Below are 22,471 nucleotides of genomic sequence, written 5' to 3'. Positions count from 1 at the left end.
TTAAAATTTAAACAGAGCTTATTAACCGTTAATAGTAATGTCTGCTTGTCCGATATTAAAGCCTGTACTTACTACTAAACAGCGGTCTAAATTATTGTTTACTACTTTTTCTTCAGCGCCCACTAGTAATGTTTCCACTTCGTCGTCTGAGGCGACTCTTTCATAAAGCATCACAAATTGATCTGTTTCGCTAGTGTCGCCATCTTCTTCATAGGTTTTTTCAGTCATAGCGACTGGTGGAGATTCTTCGCCGACCGCATCCCAAACTCTATTAAAGCTTTCACCTGCTAACTTATAATATGGTTTAGATAAACCTGATGCTAAGGTTTCCTTCCACTGTGCTTCGGAGCCAATGGTTTTTGTTTCGTAAAAGTACCAAAGTTTTACATCTGTAATGTGGTTTTCCGTATCGCCACCATCAAGTATGACTTGCAGGTATGCATCATCATCAGTGTAAAACCTGAGGATTTTACCTCCGGTATCTAGGTTTACCTCACCCACGGCTTGAATAAAGTGGTGTGTTGCTGCTTTTTCAATGGTTAGGCTTGGCTCTAACAATCTTAACTTTAGGGGATCTAGCTCAAAAGAACCGCCCAAATATAAGCCCATTATTTCAGGTGCCTTAGGCTTAGTCGTTTTATTTTTTTTACCAAATAATTTACTAAACATTATTTGCCTCAACAAATTGTTGCCATCGCACTTTGTTAATGCGTTGATTCGCTATGTAATATATTTTATCACCCGAATAAAGGGTGGTATCTAAGTCAGGGTTGACTTGAATTTTCAATTTATCATTACCCCTAGCCATACCAATTAAGGTTGCCTGATAATTGCTTTTTAAGGCTTGAAAAATACTTTCAACTTTTAGGGGAGGGACATCGTCAGGAATACGTAATGAATATTGAGCTTGCCCTAGATTGACATCTAGTAGGTCATGATGCAATACACTGGAGCCAGGATCAAACGCTGATTTAGCTAGCATCTCAACCGCGACACTAGGTGTACATTCAACGTTAGGACAATGTTTTTGTAACAGGCCAACCAAGCTTTCATCATTAAAATAGGCGATCATCTGGGATTCTGGATTACGTTGGCTGCAATACAAAGCTGTTGTCATGGTTAAATCGTCTTCTGGGTTATCCATTATAATCACGCTAGCTTTAGCGATACAGGCTTTGTCCATATCTATATCGTTACTAAAGGTGGTAACTTTTACAAACTCAACTTGATCAGGTAGTGGGTTGGTTATGTCGGCTCGAACACATAACACAATGTCTGGATTTTCTTCTATGGAAGAGCGTTCTCGAATTAAAAGTTCTAATAAGCGAATAGTACGGGGGCCATTCCAACCTAAAACTAGAATGTGATTCTCAACGTCAAGACTTTTCAATCCTCTTGCTCCTTTTTGCCATTGTTCAGATACCCAAGCGGCAATCCGCCCTAATACCAAACCAAATATGCTTAACCCTAAAGGTATGATGTAAATAGAGACAATATATTTGCCAGCGGTAGTCGTTGGAGATAAATCACCATAGCCGACAGTAGAGCCTGTCACCACCAACCAATATATAAAATCAACGGGTTGGGTTAAGGCTTGCTCTCCAGCAATAAATAGCAATAACCAGCTAGTTACCCCATAAAAAAGAAGCGCTAGTACAATAGTGTACCAGCGCATCTCGGCGAAGACTCTGACCAACAACTTACGAAACTTTGGAAACATATTCGCCTTATTGATATATCTAGCTATTACTTACCTAATATGCGACTAAGTTCATCATCTGCAGATGTTGTGCCGCCTGCTATACCTGCCTCTGCTAATCGCTTAGATAGGTCATCACTAGACTCTTCACTTGCCAACTCTTCAGCTGCTTGTAATTCAGCATTACGTAAGTTCTGCTTTTCCTGAATTCTTGATAAGGACTCAGTAGCAGTTTTCATTTTACTGTTAGCCCCTAAATGTCTAGATGACACGGCTACCTGTGCTTTTTGAACTGACTCAGTAGCTTTTACCATATCAACCTGTTGTTCCAACCTTTTAAGGTTAGACTTTGCTTGGCTAATATTTGTGGCTAACTGTTTTTCAGACAGTTTAAATTGATCTAGATATTTTTGCTCGCCATCTTGCTCTGCACGCAAATCACTGACTTTTTGTGCACAATCTAATGCCAATTGACGGTCGCTATCTACCGCTTTGCGAGCGTGAGCTTCATATTGCTCAATTGAACCTTGTAAGTTATCTACTTTTTGCTGCGCAAGTTTACATTTTGCTAAAATCTGAGTTCTAGCATGATCTGATTTGCGTAACTCATCTTTAGCATCACGGATTTCTTGTTCAAGAATACGAATTGCCTGGCTATCAACTACTGATTGAGCAGCTTCAGTTGCACCGCCTTTTACTGCAGTGACTAATTTTCTCCAAACTGACATATTATTTCTCCTAATTTTTACAAAACTTATTGCAAATGGCCTTCATAAGCATCTATAAATGCTTCGACATTTTGAAATAATGTTGTTAACTCAATAATGACGCTTTCTGCTTTTGACTGAGAGCTTAGAGAGCCAAATGCAGTGTAATATTCATCACCTGCTACCTGTGAAATACCGACTGTTGTTAATGGAAATATCATGTGAGTTTTCAATATTTCTTCGTTTAATACTGCAGTATCTTTGACTTCAGATTTTGCAAACAATAACGATTCTACCAATATTTGTTCCCCGCTAATGGCGAGCCAAGCATCAATGCCATCACTATTGGCAATTAATAAACAGTTTTCTTCTCTAGTCACAACCAAATCTTGGTTGTCAGCTAAAAGGGTCTCAAGTTGGTTAAGATCCCAAGTCATGGATATTCTCCTATCAGGCTAATGACTATAATGTGTTGATGTTTATATACCGGTGCATCTTTCTTCAAACACAGGCATAGTGTAGCCATTATAAAGTTAATTAGTCAAATTGTTTTTATCAACATTTGATATTTATTTGTTTTAAATGTAAATTATGATTCACGTTTGTTCTGTTTGGTGTTTAATATGTCTAGTCAAAATGACGCAAAAAATTCTCATGTCACTGCATCTCACTCTGGAGATTGGCGACAGCTGGTACAGCGTATTCTAAAAGCTGAAATGTCGAAACGTGGGACTAAGTATCAAGACCTCAGCGATAGATTATCTACTATAGGGATACATCAAAGCGCAGACAACCTTAGAAATAAAGTCAATAAAGGGATTATGGGAGCAGATTTGTTGTTACAAATCATGTACGTGCTTAATATGAGAAGAATCGAGCGAGATGATATTTTAGATATATTTGCCGATTTAGGAAGCCCACTTGAATAAGTGAAAGCTTTGAAGCATGTTTAAAATTTTGTTTTTAGTAAATGTTGAATTTTTGAAAGGTTATCCCCTAAAAAAAAGTCCGAGCAGGGCTCGGACAAGAACAGTTCTGGGAGAAACGTCAATAAAAACTGTAACTTAATAATAAATCAGCTTGCCAAAACCGCAATTGAAATTGGGTATCTTGAGTTAACTATAGGTATAATAAAAAATACCATACGGTAAACCTTTGAATTCTAAATTAGACAATTTGGATTCTCCTAGTCTTCTTAATATTGATTGGGAGCGAATATGCAAGAGTTTGTAGGAATTTTGTGTTTTGGTAAAAAAAGCCCGACATGATGATAACATCACTCGGGCAAAAGCAGTTTTGGAAGAAACGTCAATAAAAACTGTAAAGGTATAGTAATTCAGCACACCCAAACTGCAATCTCGTTTGGGTATACTCCTCCAACCCTAGGTATATAAAATTAAACAAAGCTATAATATTTGTATTAAAGGTAATGAGTTTAACTATCGAAATCGGTGGTAATTTTTAGAGTTTAATTGGAGGGTATTTCAGATTTTTTTTGAAATGTAAAAAAAAAGCCTGAACAGATAAAATTATCATTCAGGCAAAGAGCAGTTTTGGGAGAAACATCAATAAAACTGTGCGTTAATAGTAATCCACACAAATCAAACTTCAATCGAAAAAGGGTATGTAGAGTAAACTATAGGTATAAAAAAGCACCCAAACATACTGTCCTAATTTAGATGCTAATTAAGCTTGCTGGTTAAGTTTTAAAAGGCGTATTTTGCTGTTAGTTGAATTCGTCCCATTGTTCCATCACTTCCTGATTCAAGTTCTTTCTTAGCGTATGCATATTCGCCGCCTAAAGTGAGCTCCTTTGTTGGAGAGTACATTAAGTTAACTCGGGCACTAAAGGTGGATTTTATTGGATCAATAGAGCCATTCAAGCTCATGTCGTTATCAGCACTAAACGCTGAGTACATAAGATTACTTCGAAATTTTTCATTCCAAACATGACGATAAGCAACAGTAAAACCTGTTGAGTCTATAGCTTCTAATTCATTGTCTGCGTTAAGAATAGCGCCATTGACAACGTTAAGGCCTAAATACCTTCCTAAACCTTTGCCGGTGTTCGCCATAAGCCTAATGTCATCTTGTCCTAGTTTGAATTTAGCAGTCAGGCTCAAGCCCATCGATGTTTCAGAAGTGTCTATATCTGTGCCATCTTGCTTGTTAACGTAAGATAATTGACGGGCTAAACCAGCTACCGCAAAATGCCCCCAATCCCCTTTAAATGTATATCTTGCAGTGATATCAGGAAATGCATTATCGTCTGATACTATTCGTCCGCTGGCTTGGTAGTTTGATATGGTACTTTCAGGGTTTTCTGCTGCAATTTCAAAATTTCCTGATGTATATCTAACCATCATTTGACGAACAAAAATGGTACCGTCGGTAACACCAATAAAGTCAACACTTTCAGGTAAGGCTCTTACGTCTTGAAAGGTTGACCATGTTTGTCCAATCAACCAATTGTCATATTTAATAAATGCATGTCGAATCCGTGGCGTATATGAGTTACTTATGCGCTCATCTCCGCCTGCAGTGGCGTGAAAATCAAATTCCAATACGCCTGAAAGCTTTTGACCGTTTGCAAGTGCGGTATCTGTAGTAAAGCGAAAACGACTTTGTTTTACGTGTGCGTCAAATTGTGTTGATTCTTCAGTGCCACCTGTCGGCGTAAGGCTAGGTATGTAAAAGTCTCTGCCAATAGAGCCAGAAGACAAGGTTCCATCGCTATATGAGCTAAACATGGCGTCGGCTTTTATATAGCCGCTAAATTTGACATTGGTTTTTTCTAATACATTAGCGTGGGCAGCGCCGGCTAAACTTGATATGACAACTGCTACTGGTAACACTGTTTTTAGTTTCATTGTTTTTTCCTTACGATATTTACTTTAACATTGTTTTAACATTGGACGATTTATTGAGGTTTGCATATAGGCTGTTGGTCTATAAGACCAAAGTCTCATGTAGAAATTAAGTAGTGCGGTTAAAGTATTAGCAAATAAATTCAAGTTTGGAATAAAAATTATGACTGAATCTCGTTTCCCAGTGCCAGAACAGGCAAAAATAGGCTCTCATCTCACGCCAGAAAAATATCAAGAGATGTATCAAGAATCAGTCGACTCACCTGATGTTTTTTGGGGTAGGCAAGCAGCAACAATTGATTGGTTTAAAGCCCCAACTAAAATTAAGAATACTTCTTTTGACAAAAACAACCTGAGCATAAGGTGGTTTGAAGATGGGGAATTAAACCTTAGTTACAACTGTATAGATAGGCATTTACCAACAAAGGCTAACACAACAGCCATCATTTGGGAGGGAGATACCCCTGATCAAGATAAGCATATCAGCTACCAAACACTACATAATGAAGTGTGTAAATTAGCTAATGGTTTAAAAAAATTAGGAGTGACTAAAGGCGACAGAGTGGCGATTTATATGCCGATGATCCCTGAAGCCAGTTATGCAATGTTAGCTTGCGCACGTATAGGAGCCATCCACTCAATCATTTTTGGTGGATTTTCACCAAACGCTATAGCAGACCGAATTAATGATTGTGATGCAAAAGTTGTGATCACTTCTGATGAAGGACGCCGAGGTGGTGGCGTTGTGCCACTTAAAGTGAACGTAGATGAAGCTCTACAGGATGACAAATGTCCAAGCATTCAACATGTTGTTGTTTTTCAAAATACAGGTGGTGATGTTGAAAAACAAAGTAGGGACATTGATTGGAAAACTTTAACCGATAGTTGCAGTTTCAACTGTGAGCCTACCGTAATGAATGCTGAAGACCCTTTATTCATTCTTTATACATCTGGTTCAACAGGTACCCCAAAAGGAGTGGTACATACCACTGGGGGGTACTTAGTGTATGCTTCTATGACTCATAAGTATGTATTTGACTATCGAGAAGGAGAAATATATTGGTGTGCAGCAGATGTAGGTTGGATTACGGGTCACACATATATGGTTTATGGTCCATTGGCAAATGGCGCAACTACATTATTATTTGAAGGTATTCCGACTTACCCCGATGTCAGACGTATATGCCAAGTCGTTGATAAACATAAAGTAAACATACTATATACAGCACCTACAGCAATTCGTGCTTTAATGGCTCATGGAGATTTTCCAGCTGAAGGCAGCAGTTGTGATTCATTGAGATTGTTGGGTTCTGTTGGAGAGCCTATTAACCCAGAAGCGTGGCATTGGTATTATGAAACTATCGGTAAAGGTCGATGCCCAATAGTAGATACTTGGTGGCAAACAGAAACTGGTGGGGTAATGATGACACCATTACCAAGCGTCACTGACTTAAAACCAGGGGCTGCAAGTACACCATTTTTTGGTATTCAGCCAGCGCTTGTGGATAGTGATGGCAATGAATTATTGGGGGAAGCTGAAGGAAATTTAATCATTAAGGATAGTTGGCCAGCACAAGCACGTACTGTTTATGGAGACCACGAACGCTTCATTCAAACTTATTTTAGCACCTTCGATAATGCTTACTTTACTGGTGATGGTTCTCGTAGAGATGCAGATGGCACATACTGGATAACAGGCCGAGTTGATGATGTGTTGAATGTCTCTGGACACCGTTTAGGTACCGCTGAAATTGAAAGTGCTTTGGTTTCGCACTCAGCAATTGCTGAAGCGGCAGTTGTTGGATATCCACATGATATTAAAGGGCAGGGCATATATGTTTATGTAAGTCCTGTTGAAGGTATCGAGCCTACCGAAGAGTTAACCAAAGAACTGATCAAGTGGGTTAGAAAAGAACTTAGCCCAATAGCGTCTCCGGATTTAGTGCAGTGGACTTCAGGGTTACCTAAAACTCGTTCAGGTAAAATTATGCGCCGTATTTTGCGTAAGATTGCTGCCAATGAACATTCTCAGTTAGGCGATACTTCGACATTGGCTGATCCTAGTGTGGTTGATAACTTAATCGAGAATCGCTTAGTACGTTAGTCACCACTTTTGTTTTTATTTCTATTAGTTAGTCCGATATAGATCAATATCAAGTGATGTTATTGATTTGTATCGGTTATACTGTTTCAATAACTAATTATTAACAAAAATAATCGCGATATCATGTATACACTGCTCGTTGCCGATGATCACCCTCTCTATAGAGATGCTCTTAAAGGAGCTTTAAATGGTTCTTTACAATCACTGTCACTATTAGAGGCTGGCACTCTCGCTGACACATTAAAAATCATTGAAAGTACAGAGATTGACCTATTGCTCCTAGATTTACACATGCCAGGAAGTCAGGACTTATTTGGATTAATTCATGTGAGAAAGTTGTTTCCAGATTTGCCGGTGATGATTATTTCAGGTTTAGAAAATAAAGATATTGTCTCCAAAGTACTAAACACAGGTGCTATGGGTTTCATACCTAAAACTACAAGTTCCGAAGATATTGCCAAGGCTGTAGAAACGGTTCTACAGGGTGATATTTGGGTGCCTGATACATTGGTCAATGAACTTGATTCTCAAGATGATGCATTTACCGAGTTAGCGGCTAAAATAGCCACATTAACGCCAGCTCAGTACAAGGTTTTATGTTTGATGCGTGATGGGTTGTTAAACAAACAAATTGCCTATGAGTTAGGAATAGCAGTGGCAACTGTTAAAGCGCACGTTACAGAAGTGTTTAAAAAATTGTCTATAAATAATCGGACCCAAGGCGTGTTAATTGCCTCACAATTACAATTAGAGCCGCCTAGCCCAGCTAACTGTCATCACTGAGTTTAGTGAGTAAAGAACTGTAAAATAATTTGAGTATTATATTTTAGTTTTAAAGCTATTCAATAAAGCACGCAATTTAGCGGGTTTAATGGGTTTGCTGAGATATTCCACTCCTTGTTGTTTACATTGCTCCAGTAAACTTTGTTCTCGATTAGCTGTCACTAAAATAGCAGGCAAAGCTTTACCCATTTGTTCTCTTAGTTTCGTGATTAACTGTAAGCCATTTTCTGGATCTGATAATTGGTAATCTACCACAAGCGCATTGGGCTCAAATTTGGCTGCGACTGTTATGGCTTGATACGTAGTTTGTACGCAGCCATTTAAAATATTCCACTTTTCAAATAGGGTTGAAATTGCATCTAAATTTTCTGCTATGTCATCAACACACAATACTTTTAATTTCGCTAAGTCGGTTTTAACGGCTGGTAATGTGATGGGTGAAAAAGGTTGAGGTGTTGCTATGGGTAAGATTATTGAAAAACAACTTCCTTTTCCTAATTTAGAGCGAAGTGTCATGGGTATATCAAGTTTTTCTTTTAATCTAGATACCACGCCTAGACCTAGTCCTACACCTTGTACTAGATGTTCTGTAACGCGGTAAAAATCGTCAAATACTTTATTTTGTTCAGATTTTGCCATACCTATTCCAGTATCCCAGACCTGCAATAACACTGATGGGCCATCATCAATTGAGGTGCGAATTCTTGCCGTGATTAGTATCTTTCCTGTATTAGTATACTTAATAGCGTTAGACAAAAGGTTCTGTACAATTCGATATAATGATGTTTTATCCGATGTGACCCAACAATCAGTAAGTCGAGTCCGAAAATCTAATCCTTGCTCTTTTGCTTTCATTGAAAATTCATCGATTAATGGGCTAAGCAACATCCTCAAAGATAGGGGCTCTTTGTTAATACTTAACTCATTCTGGTCTAGTCTGGCTATATCTAATAGAGTCGCGATTAAGGTTTCGCTCGAAATTACGCTGTCATTTAGTTTATTTAATACTTCTCTTACATCATTGGTCACATCTGCTTCATCTAAAACTGATAAATAAAGTTTTGCAGCATTTAAAGGTTGCAACACATCGTGGCTAGCAAAGGCTAAGAAACGCGTTTTACTAGCATTGGCTTCTTCAGCTGCTTGTTTGGCCTTGACTAGGTCGTGTTCCAATTGCGCGCGGCGGTCTATCTCTAACCTAAGCTCGGCATTAATCGCTTGTACTTCTTGGCCTCGTCGCTCAATTCTTCTTTCCAAGTTTATATTGGCTTCTTTTAGTGCTTTTTGAATCTCGATATGTGAAGTAATGTCTGCGAAACTAGTTACAAAGCCACCGCCAGGCAGAGGGTTGCCGACCATCTCAATCATCTTTCCATCGCTACGCTGGCGCACAAATTTATGAGGGTGGCCTGCTTTTAAATGATCGATTCGTTTTTTAACTAAAGTATCTACCTCACCAATACCACATTCACCTCTTACGGCATTAAAATAGACCATTTTCTCTATAGGAGTACCGACACTTATTAAATCGTCTGGGTAGTCGAACAACTGCAAATAACGTTTATTCCACGCTACTAGATTAAGGTTTTTATCTATTACGCTTATCCCTTGCTCTAAATTCTCGATAGAAGTGAAAAGTGCTGAAGCATTAAATTGGATGGCTTGGGTGGTATCGTCGAAAAATGTTACCACTTCTTCAAAGTTGAGTTTTTTACCAATTAGTACACTATCTATCAACCGTTTAGCACTTGAGCTCCCCAAAACTCCTCCAAGGGCTTTTTCACAAAACATTAAAAAGTCGGGTTGAGGTGGCTTCTGCCAATCTAGTTGTATGTCACTGCGGCGTTCAAAATCTACTAACAAACTTTGAGTTCGTGGTTCACCTAGAAAGGTTGAAAGTAGAGTTGATAAATCACTTACTGTTGCTAAGGTTTGCCTTTTTTTGGATTCGTCTACTTGTCCCTCTCGAGGAGACACAAATGCTTGAGACTGTAAGCGGTCAATCAGTCTGTCTGGGGCAAAATACGAGAAGACAATATAGGTAAGTGTATTAATGCTTAGACTTAGGAGAGCTACCATACTGATGGCGTCAGAATGTAAAGTGTCATTAGCCAACTCGTTACTTAAAGGTAAGATAATCCACAATATCCAAGTAAACAAGCCACTTGATAAACCGGCATAGACACCATGAGCATGGCCTTTTTTCCAATATAATCCACCCACAATGGCAGGAAGAAGCTGTATGACTAAAGAGAAAGCGATTAATCCTATGGAAGCTAATGAGCGACTTCCGGTCATCTGTTGTTGATAAATATATGCCAGTAGTAATAAACACCCAATAACCAAACGCCTTACAATTAAAATTACACTCGCATAATTCTTACTGGTGTTAGTTGAAGTGTCTTCATTATGTGGTTTGGATAAAATTTTTGGCATGATGACATCATTGGTGATCATAGTACTCAAGGTAAGGGTAGCGATAATAATCATTGCCGTGGCTGCAGATAAACCTCCTAAAAATACCAGTACTTGAATAAGTATAGTGTCAGATGCCATTGCTAAACTAAGGACGTAAGTGTCAGGATCTTGATGTCCTAAAATGGTTTGCCCTGAAGCGGCAATGATGGGAATTACCGCGGCAGTAATAGCCAAGTACAGTGGGAATAGCCATCGAGCCGTTCTAAGGTGCTTTAATTTAAGATTATCTATGACGGCAATATGATATTGACGTGGCAAGCAAACCACAGCTGCGGCCGCCATTATAGTTTGAGCAATAAATGAAAATGAGCCAAAGTCGCTAATATCGTTAAAGTTTTTTAATGTATTTTTAAACGTCTCTTGATCCACAGATATCGACCAGCGATAGCCAATAAAGCAAACGCCAACTAATGCTGCCAACTTCAAAGACGATTCCAGTGCAATTGCCAGGATTAAACCATGCCGGTGTTCTGTGACATCTGTTCGTTGGGTACCAAAATAAATAGAGAATAACGCAATAAAACCAGTGGCTAACATTACTATAAGCTCACTATTCTCTTGTTTGGTGACTATTTGGAAAGCTGCACCAATGGCTTTTAGTTGCAATGCCACATACGGGATTGTGGCCAATAAAGCGATTATAGTGACTAATAAAGCTACTAACTGTCTTTTGCCATATCGTGAGGAAATAAAGTCGGCAATGGTAGTGATATGTTGTTTTTTGCTAACGAGAGTAAGCTTAAATATAAACCGATAACCAAATAGATACACTATTATTGGTCCGAGTAATATAGGAAGGTATTGCCATGTATTACGGGCGGCTTCGCCCACTGCACCGAAGAATGTCCAAGCAGTACAATAAATTGCTAATGCAAGAGAGTATATAACCGGATGGGAAGTAAGCTTTGTCGCTAAGGGTGATCCCTTTTCTCCCCATTTCGCCACAAAAAACAACCCAACTAAGTAGGTTAACGCTAATATAATCCAACCAAATGCCATTTATTTTCTCTATGAAAGCGATTGTTAACCAAAGGCTTAGGGAACTTTACCATACCTTTAGTGAGGTTTTGTTAACTATACGACTATGGTCTGATCTCTAAACAATAAAGTGCATAAGCTGGCTATTCCAGTTTTGACTCAGGAAAACGAGTGTTTCGTACCCTAAATGTAATAGAGCTCAAAATACTCAGCTTTTTTACACCTTGACTAGAGACATCTTGAGCTAAACGACACATCACCGTAAAATGCACGGCGATTTAATGGCGAGAACCTTATGAAATTATCTGATTTTCAATTTGATTTACCTGAAGCACTTATAGCTCGATACCCTACAAAGCAACGCACAGCGAGTCGTTTGATGCACCTAGATGGTGACAGTGGAGTTGTCTCCCATCAAAAATTTAACGACATAGTCAGTTTAGTTAATGAGGGCGACCTTTTAATCTTTAATAATACTAGAGTGATACCGGCTCGTTTACTTGGGCAAAAGGAATCTGGCGGTAAAGTAGAAGTATTAGTGGAAAGGGTGCTAGACCAACACAGGGTATTGGCACATGTCAGAGCCAGTAAATCACCTAAAGTTGGGACAATACTCATTCTTGAAAATCACTTAAAAGCCGAAATGGTGCAGCGTCATGATGCATTATTTGAGTTGAAATTTCTTAATGAGGAACCAGTGTTAGCATTGCTTGAGCAATATGGGCATATGCCGCTTCCACCATACATCGACAGGCCAGATGAAGAGTCTGATAAAGAGCGCTACCAAACTGTATATAACCAGGTCCCCGGTGCAGTTGCAGCTCCTACTGCAGGTTTGCATTTTGATGAAGCGATTTTACAGCAGCTTAAAGACAAAGGGGTTAATTCTGAGTTTGTCACTTTACACGTTGGGGCAGGCACTTTTCAGCCTGTCAGAGTAGATAATATTCTTGAGCATCAAATGCACTCAGAATACGCCGAGGTTTCGCAACAGGTTGTTGATGCTATCGTTGCCACTAAAGCCGAGGGTAAAAGGGTTATAGCTGTGGGGACCACCTCGGTACGTTCTCTAGAGTCTGCAGCGCAAGCCTCATTAAAATTAGGTAAGCCCCTACAACCATTCTTCAGTGACACCGATATCTTTATTTATCCAGGTTACGAATTTCAGCTAGTTGACGCTATGTTAACTAACTTTCATTTATCTGAATCAACGTTGCTGATGTTGGTAAGTGCTTTCTGTGGTAAGGCAAAAATTGATTTTGCATATCAACAGGCAATCGAGCACAAGTATCGATTTTTTAGTTATGGGGATGCTATGTTTTTAGAGAGAGCAAAAGGCCTAGATAAATAAGCTTTTCACTCTCAACTTGCTAGAACTAATTACAATTTAAATTGATTAACAATGTTGTCTAGTTCATTTGCTTTCTCACGTAAATTGTCAGATGTTTTATTATTTTGCTCAATTATATCGTTTAAACTTGATGTTTGAGTAAATATTTCCACTATCTGTTTTCCAATATCATTACCAACTTGATTTTGTTCTTCTGCGGCATTCGCAATTTCTGAATTCATATTGGTAATTTTTCTTATTGAACCTACGATATCGCTTAGAGTTGTTGAGGTTTGAGATACACTTTGCTCGGCGGCTGAACTGCAAGTCATGCTGCGCTGCATCCCCTCAACAGCTAACTTAGAGTTGCTTTGGAGTTTGGCAATCATTTGTTGAATTTGTTCTGTGCTACCTTGCGTTTTACTTGCTAAATTTCTAACTTCATCAGCTACTACAGCAAAGCCTCGTCCTTGTTCTCCTGCTCGAGCTGCCTCTATCGCAGCATTTAATGCTAATAAGTTAGTCTGTTCTGCAATGCTTTCAATCACTTGTAAAATGGTGCCGATATTTTCAACATCACCACCTACATCTTCCACAATACCATGGGCTTTTTTGATTTCAATAATCAGCTCTCCCATCTCGCTACTGCTTTTTTCTATCTGATCTAGTGCTTCTTTACCATGACTGTTTGCTGCGTTGGCGGCATCAGATGCAGTTTTAGCGTTAATTAATACTTCATTTGAGGAGGCATTCATTTCTGTCGTAGCAGACGCTACTGACTCAACAGATGTTTGTTGTTGACTGCTAAGAAGTTTAATATTGTCTGTTTGCTCTACTAATAAATTAGTCTCTGAATCAACATCCAACGCTACATTGTAAATGTGCTTTATATCATCTTGTAAGGATATTAAAAATGAATTTAGATTCTCTGCAAGAATACCCGTTTCAAACTTGTCTTGAACGGGAATTCTCTGTGTGAGGTCTCCATTACCGGCACTCAGTTGACGAATGGATTCCGAAACTGTATTGAGTGGGGTTAATATGGAACTGACAATAAATAAGCTTACAGCTACCATAAGAATAATCAGAATAATGGATATTACAGTAACCGAGGTTAGTAGTGTGTTACTGACTTCTTCCACGTGCACTTCAAAAATAGCAGAGTCTTTTTCAATACTATCGACATAGATACCGACCCCAATCATTAAGTCCCATTTTTCTAAAAATATTGAATACGATAGTTTAGGTGAGGCCACTGTCTCATTAGGTTTTGCGAAGTGATAGGTGACAAACTCATTACCGTCTCCTAATTTGTTCTTGCGACCTGCTGTCACTAAGTCATTAATAAGAAATACACCGTTTACGTCTTTAAAGTCGCGATAGCTGTTGCCAATTCCTGCACTACTTGTTCCACTAAAAATACGTGTTGAATCTCCATCATAACCAAAGATATAACCATCTTCTCCAAATTCCATACGTTTCATTATTTGAACCGCTTCTTCTCTACTTCCTCCTCCTTCATATAGTGGTTTTATAGAGTGATAAGCTAAATCAATTATATTTTTAAGCTCTGTCTTTTTAGTCTTAGTAATTAGTTGTGTCGCCGACGCCTTCTCCGTTTCTATCAGGTTGCCTAGTTGAACATAAATGATAGATAAGAGTGCGATACATGTAATGACAAGTGGCAGAATTGATGTCGTTAAAAGTCTATTGCGGATCGAAAGTTTATTTAGAAGCATAAGGTAAGATGGCCTTTGTTTGATATTTTAAATCTTACATCTAGTAATAATACAAATCTATTCGAAAGCAAGCTTAATTATTTGAAGTAAGTATGGCTAGCTAGTTATTTTGCTTAGTATGGTCATCGTTAAGTATCTACCGCAATATTATTGGTTAATTTAGAAACCGAATAAAATTTAGTAGTCATATAGTTTTCAAACCAGGTGGGGATTCGTATATAATCTCGCAAATTTTTTAGCTGTTCAAAATGAAATAGAGTTTGTTTTGAAGGGCTTGTTCGCCATCGGACTGTTTTCCGGTAAGCAGAGAGAGATAAATGAAATTTGAATTAGACAATACAGACGGCAAAGCTCGTCGCGGTCGATTGGTATTTGAGCGTGGGGTAGTAGAAACTCCTGCTTTTATGCCTGTAGGTACTTACGGTACTGTTAAGGGGATGACTCCTGAGGAACTAGATGAAACCGGCGCTCATATTTGTTTAGGTAACACCTTTCATTTGATGTTACGGCCAGGTACTGAAATCATCAAACAGCATGGTGATTTACATGACTTCATGCATTGGGATAAGCCAATTTTGACTGACTCAGGTGGTTTCCAAGTTTTCAGTTTGGGTGACTTGCGTAAGATCACTGAAGAAGGGGTGACTTTTCGTTCTCCAATTAATGGTGAAAAAATACTTCTAACGCCAGAAAAGTCTATGCAAGTTCAACGGGATCTTGGGTCGGACATAGTCATGATTTTTGACGAGTGTACGCCATATCCTGCCACAGAAAGTGAAGCAAGAGTATCTATGGAAATGTCGCTGCGCTGGGCTAAGCGCAGCAAAGCGGAGCATGGCGATAGTCCTTCGGCTTTATTCGGAATAATTCAGGGTGGAATGTACGAAGATTTGCGAGATGTTTCTCTGCAAGGATTAGAAGATATCGGCTTTGATGGTTATGCTATCGGAGGCTTATCGGTTGGTGAGCCAAAAGACGAAATGATTAAAATTCTTGATCATACCACTGAACAAATTCCTGCAGACAAACCTCGCTATTTAATGGGAGTGGGTAAGCCAGAAGACATAGTTGAAGCAGTGCGTCGCGGTATTGACATGTTCGATTGTGTGATGCCGACCCGAAATGCTCGCAATGGACATTTGTTCGTGACTGATGGAATTGTAAAAATTCGTAACGCTGTTCACAAGACGGATACAGGACCTTTAGACGATAAATGTGATTGTTACACTTGTAAAAATTATTCTCGGTCATATCTACATCACTTGGATAAGTGCAATGAGATATTGGGCTCTCGTCTTAATACCATACACAATTTACGTTATTACCAACGTGTAATGCAGGGGTTGCGTGATGCAATTGCAGCTAACGACTTAGATAGTTTTGTTAGTGAGTTTTACGCACAAAAAGGATTACCAGTACCCGAATTAAAAGAGTAACGGGTAGCTATTATTTTAACAATTAACAAAGATTAGGGGAATTTATGAGTTTATTTATATCGAATGCTTACGCGCAAGATGCTGGCGGAGCTGCCGGTGGCGGTTTTGAAATGTTGATCATGCTTGGTGTGTTTGGCTTAATTTTTTACTTTATGTTGTATCGCCCACAAGCGAAACGGGTGAAAGAGCATAAAAACTTAGTAAGCTCGCTAAGTAAAGGTGACGAAGTGTTAACCCAAGGTGGCATGGTTGGTAAGATTACCAAGGTATCAGAAGACAAAGATTTTATTGAGATTGGTTTAAACGATAGTACTAATATCGTTATACAAAAGTCTGCCATATCGGCTGTATTGCCTAAAGGTACTATGAAAGCTATATAAAGCTTTAGTTGTAGGGGCTTTGGCCCCTTTTTATTGAAAAACGGAAGGAATGTCTTGTGTTAAATCAAACTCCGCTGTGGAAATACTTTGCGGTCGTCATAGTTGTTGGTATATGTGCCTTGTATGCATCCCCTAATTTATATGGCGAAGATCATGCGGTACAAATTTCTGCTAGTAGTAACGCGGTAATTGACGGGGCTACTTTAGACAAAGTCTCAGCTGAATTAAAGTCAGCGAATATTCCAAGTAAAAGCGTTGTGTTACAAAACGAACAAATTTTAGTTCGTGTTCCCGATTCAGATACCCAACTAATCGCCCGTGAGACCATTGAAAAAGCACTAGGTGATGATTATTCAGTTGCCATGAACTTGGCTCCAGATACGCCAAAATGGTTAGAGTCCTTAGGGGGGACTCCGATGAAACTAGGGTTAGACCTACGTGGTGGCGTACATTTTTTGATGGAAGTAGATATGAAATCTGCTTTGTCAAAATCATATGAAGATATGGTGGGTGATTTTAAATCAGCTTTGAGAGAAGAAGGCATTCGTTACCGCACTGTGAAGCAGGTTGAAGATGGTGTTGAAATTTATTTTCGTGATGAAGAAAAGTTAGACAAGGCTGAATTTTTCCTAAAAAATCGTAATCGTGACTTTGTGTTTAGCAATAAAAGTGACTTAGTTCTTTTGGTGAAAATGTCAGAGCAAAAGTTACTAGAAACACGTGATTACGCAGTAAAGCAAAATATAACGATAATCCGTAATAGGGTAAACCAATTAGGTGTTGCAGAGCCTACGGTTCAAAAACAAGGCCCTGATCGTATTGTGGTTCAGTTACCGGGTATTCAAGACACAGCAAAAGCAAAAGAGATATTAAACGCGACAGCAACTTTAGAATATAGAGAAGTTGATCTTGAACATGATGTCCGTGACGCCATCAATGGACGGGTTCCTGCAGGTTCAGAGTTATTACCTTATGAAAAAGGTGGTCCTCAGTTATTGAAGAAAAAGGTCATAGTAAAAGGTAGCTCTATTATTGATGCCAACAGTGGTGTTGACCAAAACGGCATGCCTAAAGTGTCGATCTCTCTTGATTCTAAGGGAGGAGCTCAAATGCTTAATTTCACTAAACGAGCGGTAGGTAAACCTATGGCTGTGGTATTTATTGAATATAAAGCCACAGATGAGCGTGACGAGAATGACAAACTTATTTTTGAAGAAAAACGTCGTGTTATTAGTGTGGCGACTATTAATGGGGTATTCAGTAATAAGTTTGAAACCACAGGATTAGACTCCCCTAGAGAAGCCCATGACTTAGCATTATTACTTAGAGCTGGCGCATTGATTGCGCCTATTCAAATTATTGAAGAACGTACTGTAGGGCCAAGTTTAGGCCAAGAAAATATTAATTTAGGTATGCAGGCCATTATTTGGGGCTTTGTGGCAGTACTTGTTTTCATGTTGGCTTATTATAAAAAATTTGGCGTGGTTGCAAATATCGCATTAACCCTTAATTTAGTCATGATAGTGGGCATTATGTCTATGATCCCAGGTGCTGCACTGAGTTTACCGGGAATGGCTGGTATTGTGCTGACAGTGGGAATGGCGGTAGATGCCAATGTACTAATTTTCGAGCGAATACGTGAAGAAATAAAAGAAGGCAGAAGTCCCCAGCAGGCTATACATCATGGTTACGATAGTGCATTTTCAACTATCTTTGATGCGAACATTACAACCTTCCTAGTTGGTTTGATACTTTTTGCCGTTGGTACGGGTCCTATAAAAGGTTTCTCTATCACCTTAATGATCGGTATCGCTACTTCGATGTTCACTGCCATTGTGGTGACTCGAGTCATTGTTAATGCATGGTGGGGCGGAAAACGTCTAACCAAGTTGTCAATTTAGGAGCAAAACCATGCAATTATTAAATATGAAAGAAACCGTTGCCTTTATGGCATTAAAAAAACCAGCGGCGGCATTGTCAATTTTGTTGGTTATTGGTTCACTAGTGTCACTTGCAGTTAATCAACTTAACTGGGGGCTAGACTTTACTGGCGGAACGCAAATCGAAGTGGGTTATGAAAATACCGCAAACTTAGAAGAAATCCGTAAAGTATTAGAACAATCTGATTTTAAAGATGCGGTGGTTCAGAACTTTGGCAGTAGTACTGATGTATTGATTCGTCTAGCGTCGCGTGACGGGGTTAAACCCGCTGAGTTAGGTGATGAAGCCCTTAAGGTATTGAAAGAAGCCGATGATACGGCTGAAATGCGTGGTAGTTCTTATGTTAGTTCAAGTGTAGGCGAAGAGTTAACAGAGCAGGGCGGTTTAGCTATGTTAGTGGCTTTAGTTTGCATACTTATCTATGTTGCGATGCGATTTGAATGGCGTTTTGCGCTGGGTTCAGTCGCTGCCTTAACTCACGATGTTATCATTACTCTGGGTCTATTCTCTGTGTTTCAATTAGAGTTTGACCTAACCGTATTAGCGGCTGTATTGGCGGTTATTGGCTATTCACTTAATGATACGATTGTAGTGTGCGACAGGATCCGTGAGAACTTTCGTAAGATCCGTAAGGGTGAATCAGAAGATATAATTAATACATCTCTTACTCAAACCTTGAATCGAACCATAATAACCTCGCTAACCACTATATTAGTATTGCTAGCTCTATTCTTTTTAGGTGGTGCGACTATTCATGGTTTCGCAACAGCCTTGTTGTTTGGTGTGTTAATTGGTACCTATTCATCTATCTATGTAGCTAGTTTAGTAGCGTTAACGCTAGGTATTAGTAAAGAAGACTTAATGCCTACAGAAGTAGAGAAGGAAGGCGCCGATCAAGACGCTGTGGTTTAATCCCCTAATAGAAAAATACAAAACTAAAAACCAGCACTGATTGCTGGTTTTTTATTTCAGTAAGTGAGAACACCCAGTTTTTAACTGTATAAGTAGCACTTATTCTCTGTTAATCAGGTATATTTTAATGCTGAAATTACCAATGTCTTAGTTAGGAAAAACATGATATCAACCGAAAAATACAAGTTTGGCTCAGCAATAGTTCTGAGCATTAGCTTGTTAATTTCAGCTTGTGGCGCTACACATAAAAATGAAAATGAACAGGTTTCAAGTGAGCCTGAGGTGCAGCACCATATAGTCAAAAGTCCTAATGATGATCGTGAATATGCCTCTATTGTTTTAGATAACGACTTACAAATTTTATTGGTATCCGATCCAGATATTGAAAAGTCAGCGGTGGCATTAAGTGTGGCTGTTGGTTCATTTCAAGAACCCAAAGAGTTTGGTGGTTTGGCTCACTACTTAGAACATATGTTGTTTATGGGTACCAAATCCTACCCAGAGGTGGGGGGGTATGGCGAATTTGTTACCTTAAATGGCGGAACCCAAAATGCCTATACAGAGCTCGATCATACTAATTTTATGGTAGCGGTAAATAATGAAGCATACGACCAAGCCTTATCTAGATTTAGTGGATTTTTTTATGAGGCATTATTAAATGAAGAATATGCTGATAAAGAGCGTAATGCGGTGCACTCAGAATGGACTATGAAAAGCCCAAACGATTGGGTCATACTTGCACAGTTAGAAGGGAAAACACTAAACCCTGAACACCCTATATCACAATTTAATTGGGGTAATTTAGAGTCTCTTAAAGATAGCGGTAACCAAAAACTTCAAGACGCTCTATTAGACTTTTATAACCATTATTATTCTGCAAACTTAATGAAAGCCGCCATGATTAGTAATTTGTCAATTGCTGAGATGAAGTTACTCGCAAAACGTCATTTTTCTAACATTCCAAATAAACATACCCCTAAACCAACTATTAATGTACCGGTGGCAACAGCGCAGCAACTAAAAAAGATAGTTCATTATGTGCCACAAGCAGATATGAAACAGTTAAGTCTGCATTTTGTTATTGAAAATAACGCACATGAATTTGCAGTAAAACCAAACGGCTATGTCAATTACTTAATGGCAAATGAAATGCCTGGTACGTTAGCGTCAGAGTTGCGTGATGCTGGATATAGTGAAGCTGTATATTCTACTTACGAGGCCGATGAATATGGTAGTTCAGGTAGCTTTATTTTGTACATTGATCTCACGGAAACAGGCGTTAAAAACAGAGACAAGGTAATGGGTGCGGTAGTGAGATATTTACGCTTATTGCGAGAACAAGGAGTCAACCCACTATATTTCAATGAAATTAAGCAATCGTTAAATAATGACTTTCGTTTCAAAGAGAAAACTAATGACTACAACTACGCAATGCAGATAGCAGCAAACTTACAGCACATACCAACTGAATATGTATTAAGTAGTGAGTATGAATATCAAGGTTTCAATGCTGAGGCGATTCAAAAAGTTTTAAACCAATTAACTTTAGATAATGCTCGTGTTTTTTATATAGATAAAGCGCAACCTGCAGACATTGAAATGAAGTATTTTGCAGGTAAGTATAGTGTGCAAGATATTACTGACGAAAATATTAATACATGGCGAAAATATGGGACACAATTCAACTTAAGTTTACCTAGGGCAAACACCTTAATGCCTGAAAACTTTGATCTTGTTAAAACAGCCTATGTAGAAAAACCTCAATTGTTAGTTAGCGAAAAGGGTTATACGGTTCATTTAGGACACTCGGCACTGTTTAAGCAACCTAAAGGTCGGATCTCATTCGAGTTAAATAGCGGCTTTACTAAAATAAGTGCAAAAAATCATGTTTTAGCAAGCCTATTAAGCAGAGCATTAAGCCAACAGTTAATTGAGTTGCAGTCTGAAGCAGGGGCCGCAGGTATGGGGCTGAATACCAGCTTACATAATGGTTTGTCACTTACTGTGAGTGGTTTTACTGATAAACAAGGTGATCTAGTAACTCAAACATTGCAACAAATACATTCCTTTAACATTAGTGCTGCAGATTTAGACAATATTAAAGCGAGTTTTATATCTGATATTGAAAGCGGTAAGAAGCAAATACTACTCAACCAACTCTTTCCTAAATTTAGCGAAATAGTGAATTTAGATGGGTATAGCGACAATGCATTATTGGCCGAGGTAAATGGCATTTCACCAGCCGATCTTAAATGGTTTCGAGATCAATTATTAAAAAAAGCTAACTTGCGAGTCTTTGCTTATGGCAACTATACCGATGAGCAAGTTAAAGCATTGGCTGAATTAGTGTTAGCCGTGTTGCCAGATAAGCGGGATACTTCTGAGGTTTACCAAACTCCCACTTTACATCCTTTACCAGGAAGTATTTATAGCTGGAAAGAAGACTTAGATATACCCGATGTAGGGTTAATCGATGCTTATTTAACGCCTTTAAACTCCACTGATTTAGCTGCAGCACGTGTGTTGTCGCAGTTGATACGACCAGCATTATTTAAACAAATCAGAACAGAAGAACAGTTAGCTTATGCTGTTAATTTTTTTGGAGAGACTTGGCGAGATCAAATGCTATTCGGTTTTTATATTCAATCACCCGCAAAAGGATTAGTTGAAGTACATGAACGTATTGAATTATTCCGTAAGGAGTTTGTATCTAAACTTGCGGCAGTGACACCAGAAACCTTAACCACCACAGTGAACGGTATTTTAGTTACCCTTAATCAACCCCCTAAAAACCTATCACAGGAAATGGGAGAGTTTATCGAAGATTGGCGTGATCAAGAGTGGACATTTGATAGTAAGCAGAGACTAATTAAAGAGTTGGAAGAAGTTACATTAGACGATGTCATTGCAATTTATAAACGCTTGCAGGAAGGTACCGAATTTGGACGAGTGCTAGTGCAAATGCGTGGCCATAATTTTGCACATAAAAACTTTATTGAATTGGAAGGCTCAGAAACAGTAACGAATGTGGATGTCTTTCATCAAGCATTAAGCAATTAAACCTCTTTCACTAATTTGTTTAATTACCTTAACAGTGATTAGTATTCAGTCGCTTAT

16 protein-coding genes are annotated in these 22,471 nt (G+C 38.8%); 9 read left to right on the top strand and 7 right to left on the bottom strand.

Annotation, left to right across the window (positions count from 1 at the left end):
- Nucleotides 1-21: 21 nt before the first annotated feature.
- The 4 genes from ABJE44_RS17895 to ABJE44_RS17880 are packed head-to-tail and all read right to left on the bottom strand — an operon-like array spanning nucleotide 22 to nucleotide 2,843.
- A complete protein-coding gene (locus tag ABJE44_RS17895; RefSeq protein ID WP_348111246.1) occupies nucleotides 22-669 on the bottom strand; it encodes a YjfK family protein in 648 nt (215 codons plus the stop codon).
- Nucleotides 662-1,720 (bottom strand): potassium channel family protein, encoded by a 1,059-nt coding sequence (locus ABJE44_RS17890; RefSeq protein ID WP_348111245.1) that lies wholly within the window; start codon nucleotides 1,718-1,720, stop codon nucleotides 662-664. Before ABJE44_RS17890 ends, ABJE44_RS17895 begins: the two co-directional genes overlap by 8 nt.
- Nucleotides 1,721-1,746: 26 nt before the next feature.
- Nucleotides 1,747-2,427: a PspA/IM30 family protein gene (locus tag ABJE44_RS17885; protein WP_348111244.1), complete on the bottom strand. Its 681-nt coding sequence runs from the start codon at nucleotides 2,425-2,427 to the stop codon at nucleotides 1,747-1,749.
- A gap of 26 nt (nucleotides 2,428-2,453) precedes the next feature.
- Nucleotides 2,454-2,843, bottom strand: a complete 390-nt coding sequence (locus ABJE44_RS17880) for a YjfI family protein (RefSeq protein WP_348111243.1) — start codon at nucleotides 2,841-2,843, stop codon at nucleotides 2,454-2,456.
- Between the two features lie 186 nt (nucleotides 2,844-3,029).
- Here ABJE44_RS17880 and ABJE44_RS17875 point away from each other — a divergent pair, with 186 nt between their 5' ends.
- Entirely contained in the window at nucleotides 3,030-3,335 is a 306-nt protein-coding gene (locus ABJE44_RS17875) for a DUF6471 domain-containing protein (RefSeq protein ID WP_348111242.1), read from the top strand.
- Between the two features lie 777 nt (nucleotides 3,336-4,112).
- Here ABJE44_RS17875 and ABJE44_RS17870 read toward each other — a convergent pair.
- Nucleotides 4,113-5,276: a DcaP family trimeric outer membrane transporter gene (locus ABJE44_RS17870; protein WP_348111241.1), complete on the bottom strand. Its 1,164-nt coding sequence runs from the start codon at nucleotides 5,274-5,276 to the stop codon at nucleotides 4,113-4,115.
- A gap of 160 nt (nucleotides 5,277-5,436) precedes the next feature.
- Between ABJE44_RS17870 and acs the strand changes: the two genes are divergently transcribed.
- Nucleotides 5,437-7,377 carry an acetate--CoA ligase gene (gene acs, locus ABJE44_RS17865; RefSeq protein WP_348111239.1) on the top strand — a complete coding sequence of 647 codons (1,941 nt, stop codon included), beginning with the start codon at nucleotides 5,437-5,439 and terminating at the stop codon, nucleotides 7,375-7,377.
- Nucleotides 7,378-7,500: 123 nt separating this feature from the next.
- Nucleotides 7,501-8,160, top strand: a complete 660-nt coding sequence (locus ABJE44_RS17860; RefSeq protein ID WP_348111238.1) for a response regulator transcription factor — start codon at nucleotides 7,501-7,503, stop codon at nucleotides 8,158-8,160.
- A gap of 36 nt (nucleotides 8,161-8,196) precedes the next feature.
- Here the strand turns inward: ABJE44_RS17860 and ABJE44_RS17855 are convergent, their stop codons facing one another.
- The gene (locus ABJE44_RS17855; RefSeq protein ID WP_348111237.1) at nucleotides 8,197-11,637 is read right to left on the bottom strand and encodes a PAS domain-containing hybrid sensor histidine kinase/response regulator; all 3,441 of its coding nucleotides are present in this window, start codon (nucleotides 11,635-11,637) and stop codon (nucleotides 8,197-8,199) included.
- A 274-nt stretch (nucleotides 11,638-11,911) separates the two neighbouring features.
- Between ABJE44_RS17855 and queA the strand changes: the two genes are divergently transcribed.
- A complete protein-coding gene (gene queA, locus ABJE44_RS17850) occupies nucleotides 11,912-12,967 on the top strand; it encodes a tRNA preQ1(34) S-adenosylmethionine ribosyltransferase-isomerase QueA (protein WP_348111236.1) in 1,056 nt (351 codons plus the stop codon).
- 29 nt (nucleotides 12,968-12,996) lie between these two features.
- Here queA and ABJE44_RS17845 read toward each other — a convergent pair whose 3' ends face one another.
- Nucleotides 12,997-14,685 carry a methyl-accepting chemotaxis protein gene (locus ABJE44_RS17845; protein WP_348111235.1) on the bottom strand — a complete coding sequence of 563 codons (1,689 nt, stop codon included), beginning with the start codon at nucleotides 14,683-14,685 and terminating at the stop codon, nucleotides 12,997-12,999.
- Between the two features lie 317 nt (nucleotides 14,686-15,002).
- On the opposite strand from ABJE44_RS17845, the gene tgt reads away from it, so the two are divergent.
- From tgt to ABJE44_RS17820, 5 genes are all read left to right on the top strand, one after another.
- Nucleotides 15,003-16,121 carry a tRNA guanosine(34) transglycosylase Tgt gene (gene tgt / locus ABJE44_RS17840; protein ID WP_348111234.1) on the top strand — a complete coding sequence of 373 codons (1,119 nt, stop codon included), beginning with the start codon at nucleotides 15,003-15,005 and terminating at the stop codon, nucleotides 16,119-16,121.
- A gap of 44 nt (nucleotides 16,122-16,165) precedes the next feature.
- Nucleotides 16,166-16,501 (top strand): preprotein translocase subunit YajC, encoded by a 336-nt coding sequence (gene yajC, locus ABJE44_RS17835; protein ID WP_133470579.1) that lies wholly within the window; start codon nucleotides 16,166-16,168, stop codon nucleotides 16,499-16,501.
- A 56-nt stretch (nucleotides 16,502-16,557) separates the two neighbouring features.
- Nucleotides 16,558-18,402, top strand: a complete 1,845-nt coding sequence (gene secD, locus ABJE44_RS17830) for a protein translocase subunit SecD (RefSeq protein WP_348111233.1) — start codon at nucleotides 16,558-16,560, stop codon at nucleotides 18,400-18,402.
- 10 nt (nucleotides 18,403-18,412) lie between these two features.
- Nucleotides 18,413-19,354, top strand: coding sequence for a protein translocase subunit SecF (gene secF / locus ABJE44_RS17825; RefSeq protein ID WP_348111232.1), 942 nt, complete (start codon nucleotides 18,413-18,415; stop codon nucleotides 19,352-19,354).
- A 162-nt stretch (nucleotides 19,355-19,516) separates the two neighbouring features.
- Nucleotides 19,517-22,414, top strand: a complete 2,898-nt coding sequence (locus tag ABJE44_RS17820) for an insulinase family protein (protein WP_348111231.1) — start codon at nucleotides 19,517-19,519, stop codon at nucleotides 22,412-22,414.
- Nucleotides 22,415-22,471: the final 57 nt, after the last annotated feature.

The sequence above is a fragment of the Paraglaciecola sp. genome, from assembly GCF_039942875.1.
Lineage (GTDB): Bacteria > Pseudomonadota > Gammaproteobacteria > Enterobacterales > Alteromonadaceae > Paraglaciecola.
This window is presented reverse-complemented; position numbering and strand designations above follow the sequence as displayed.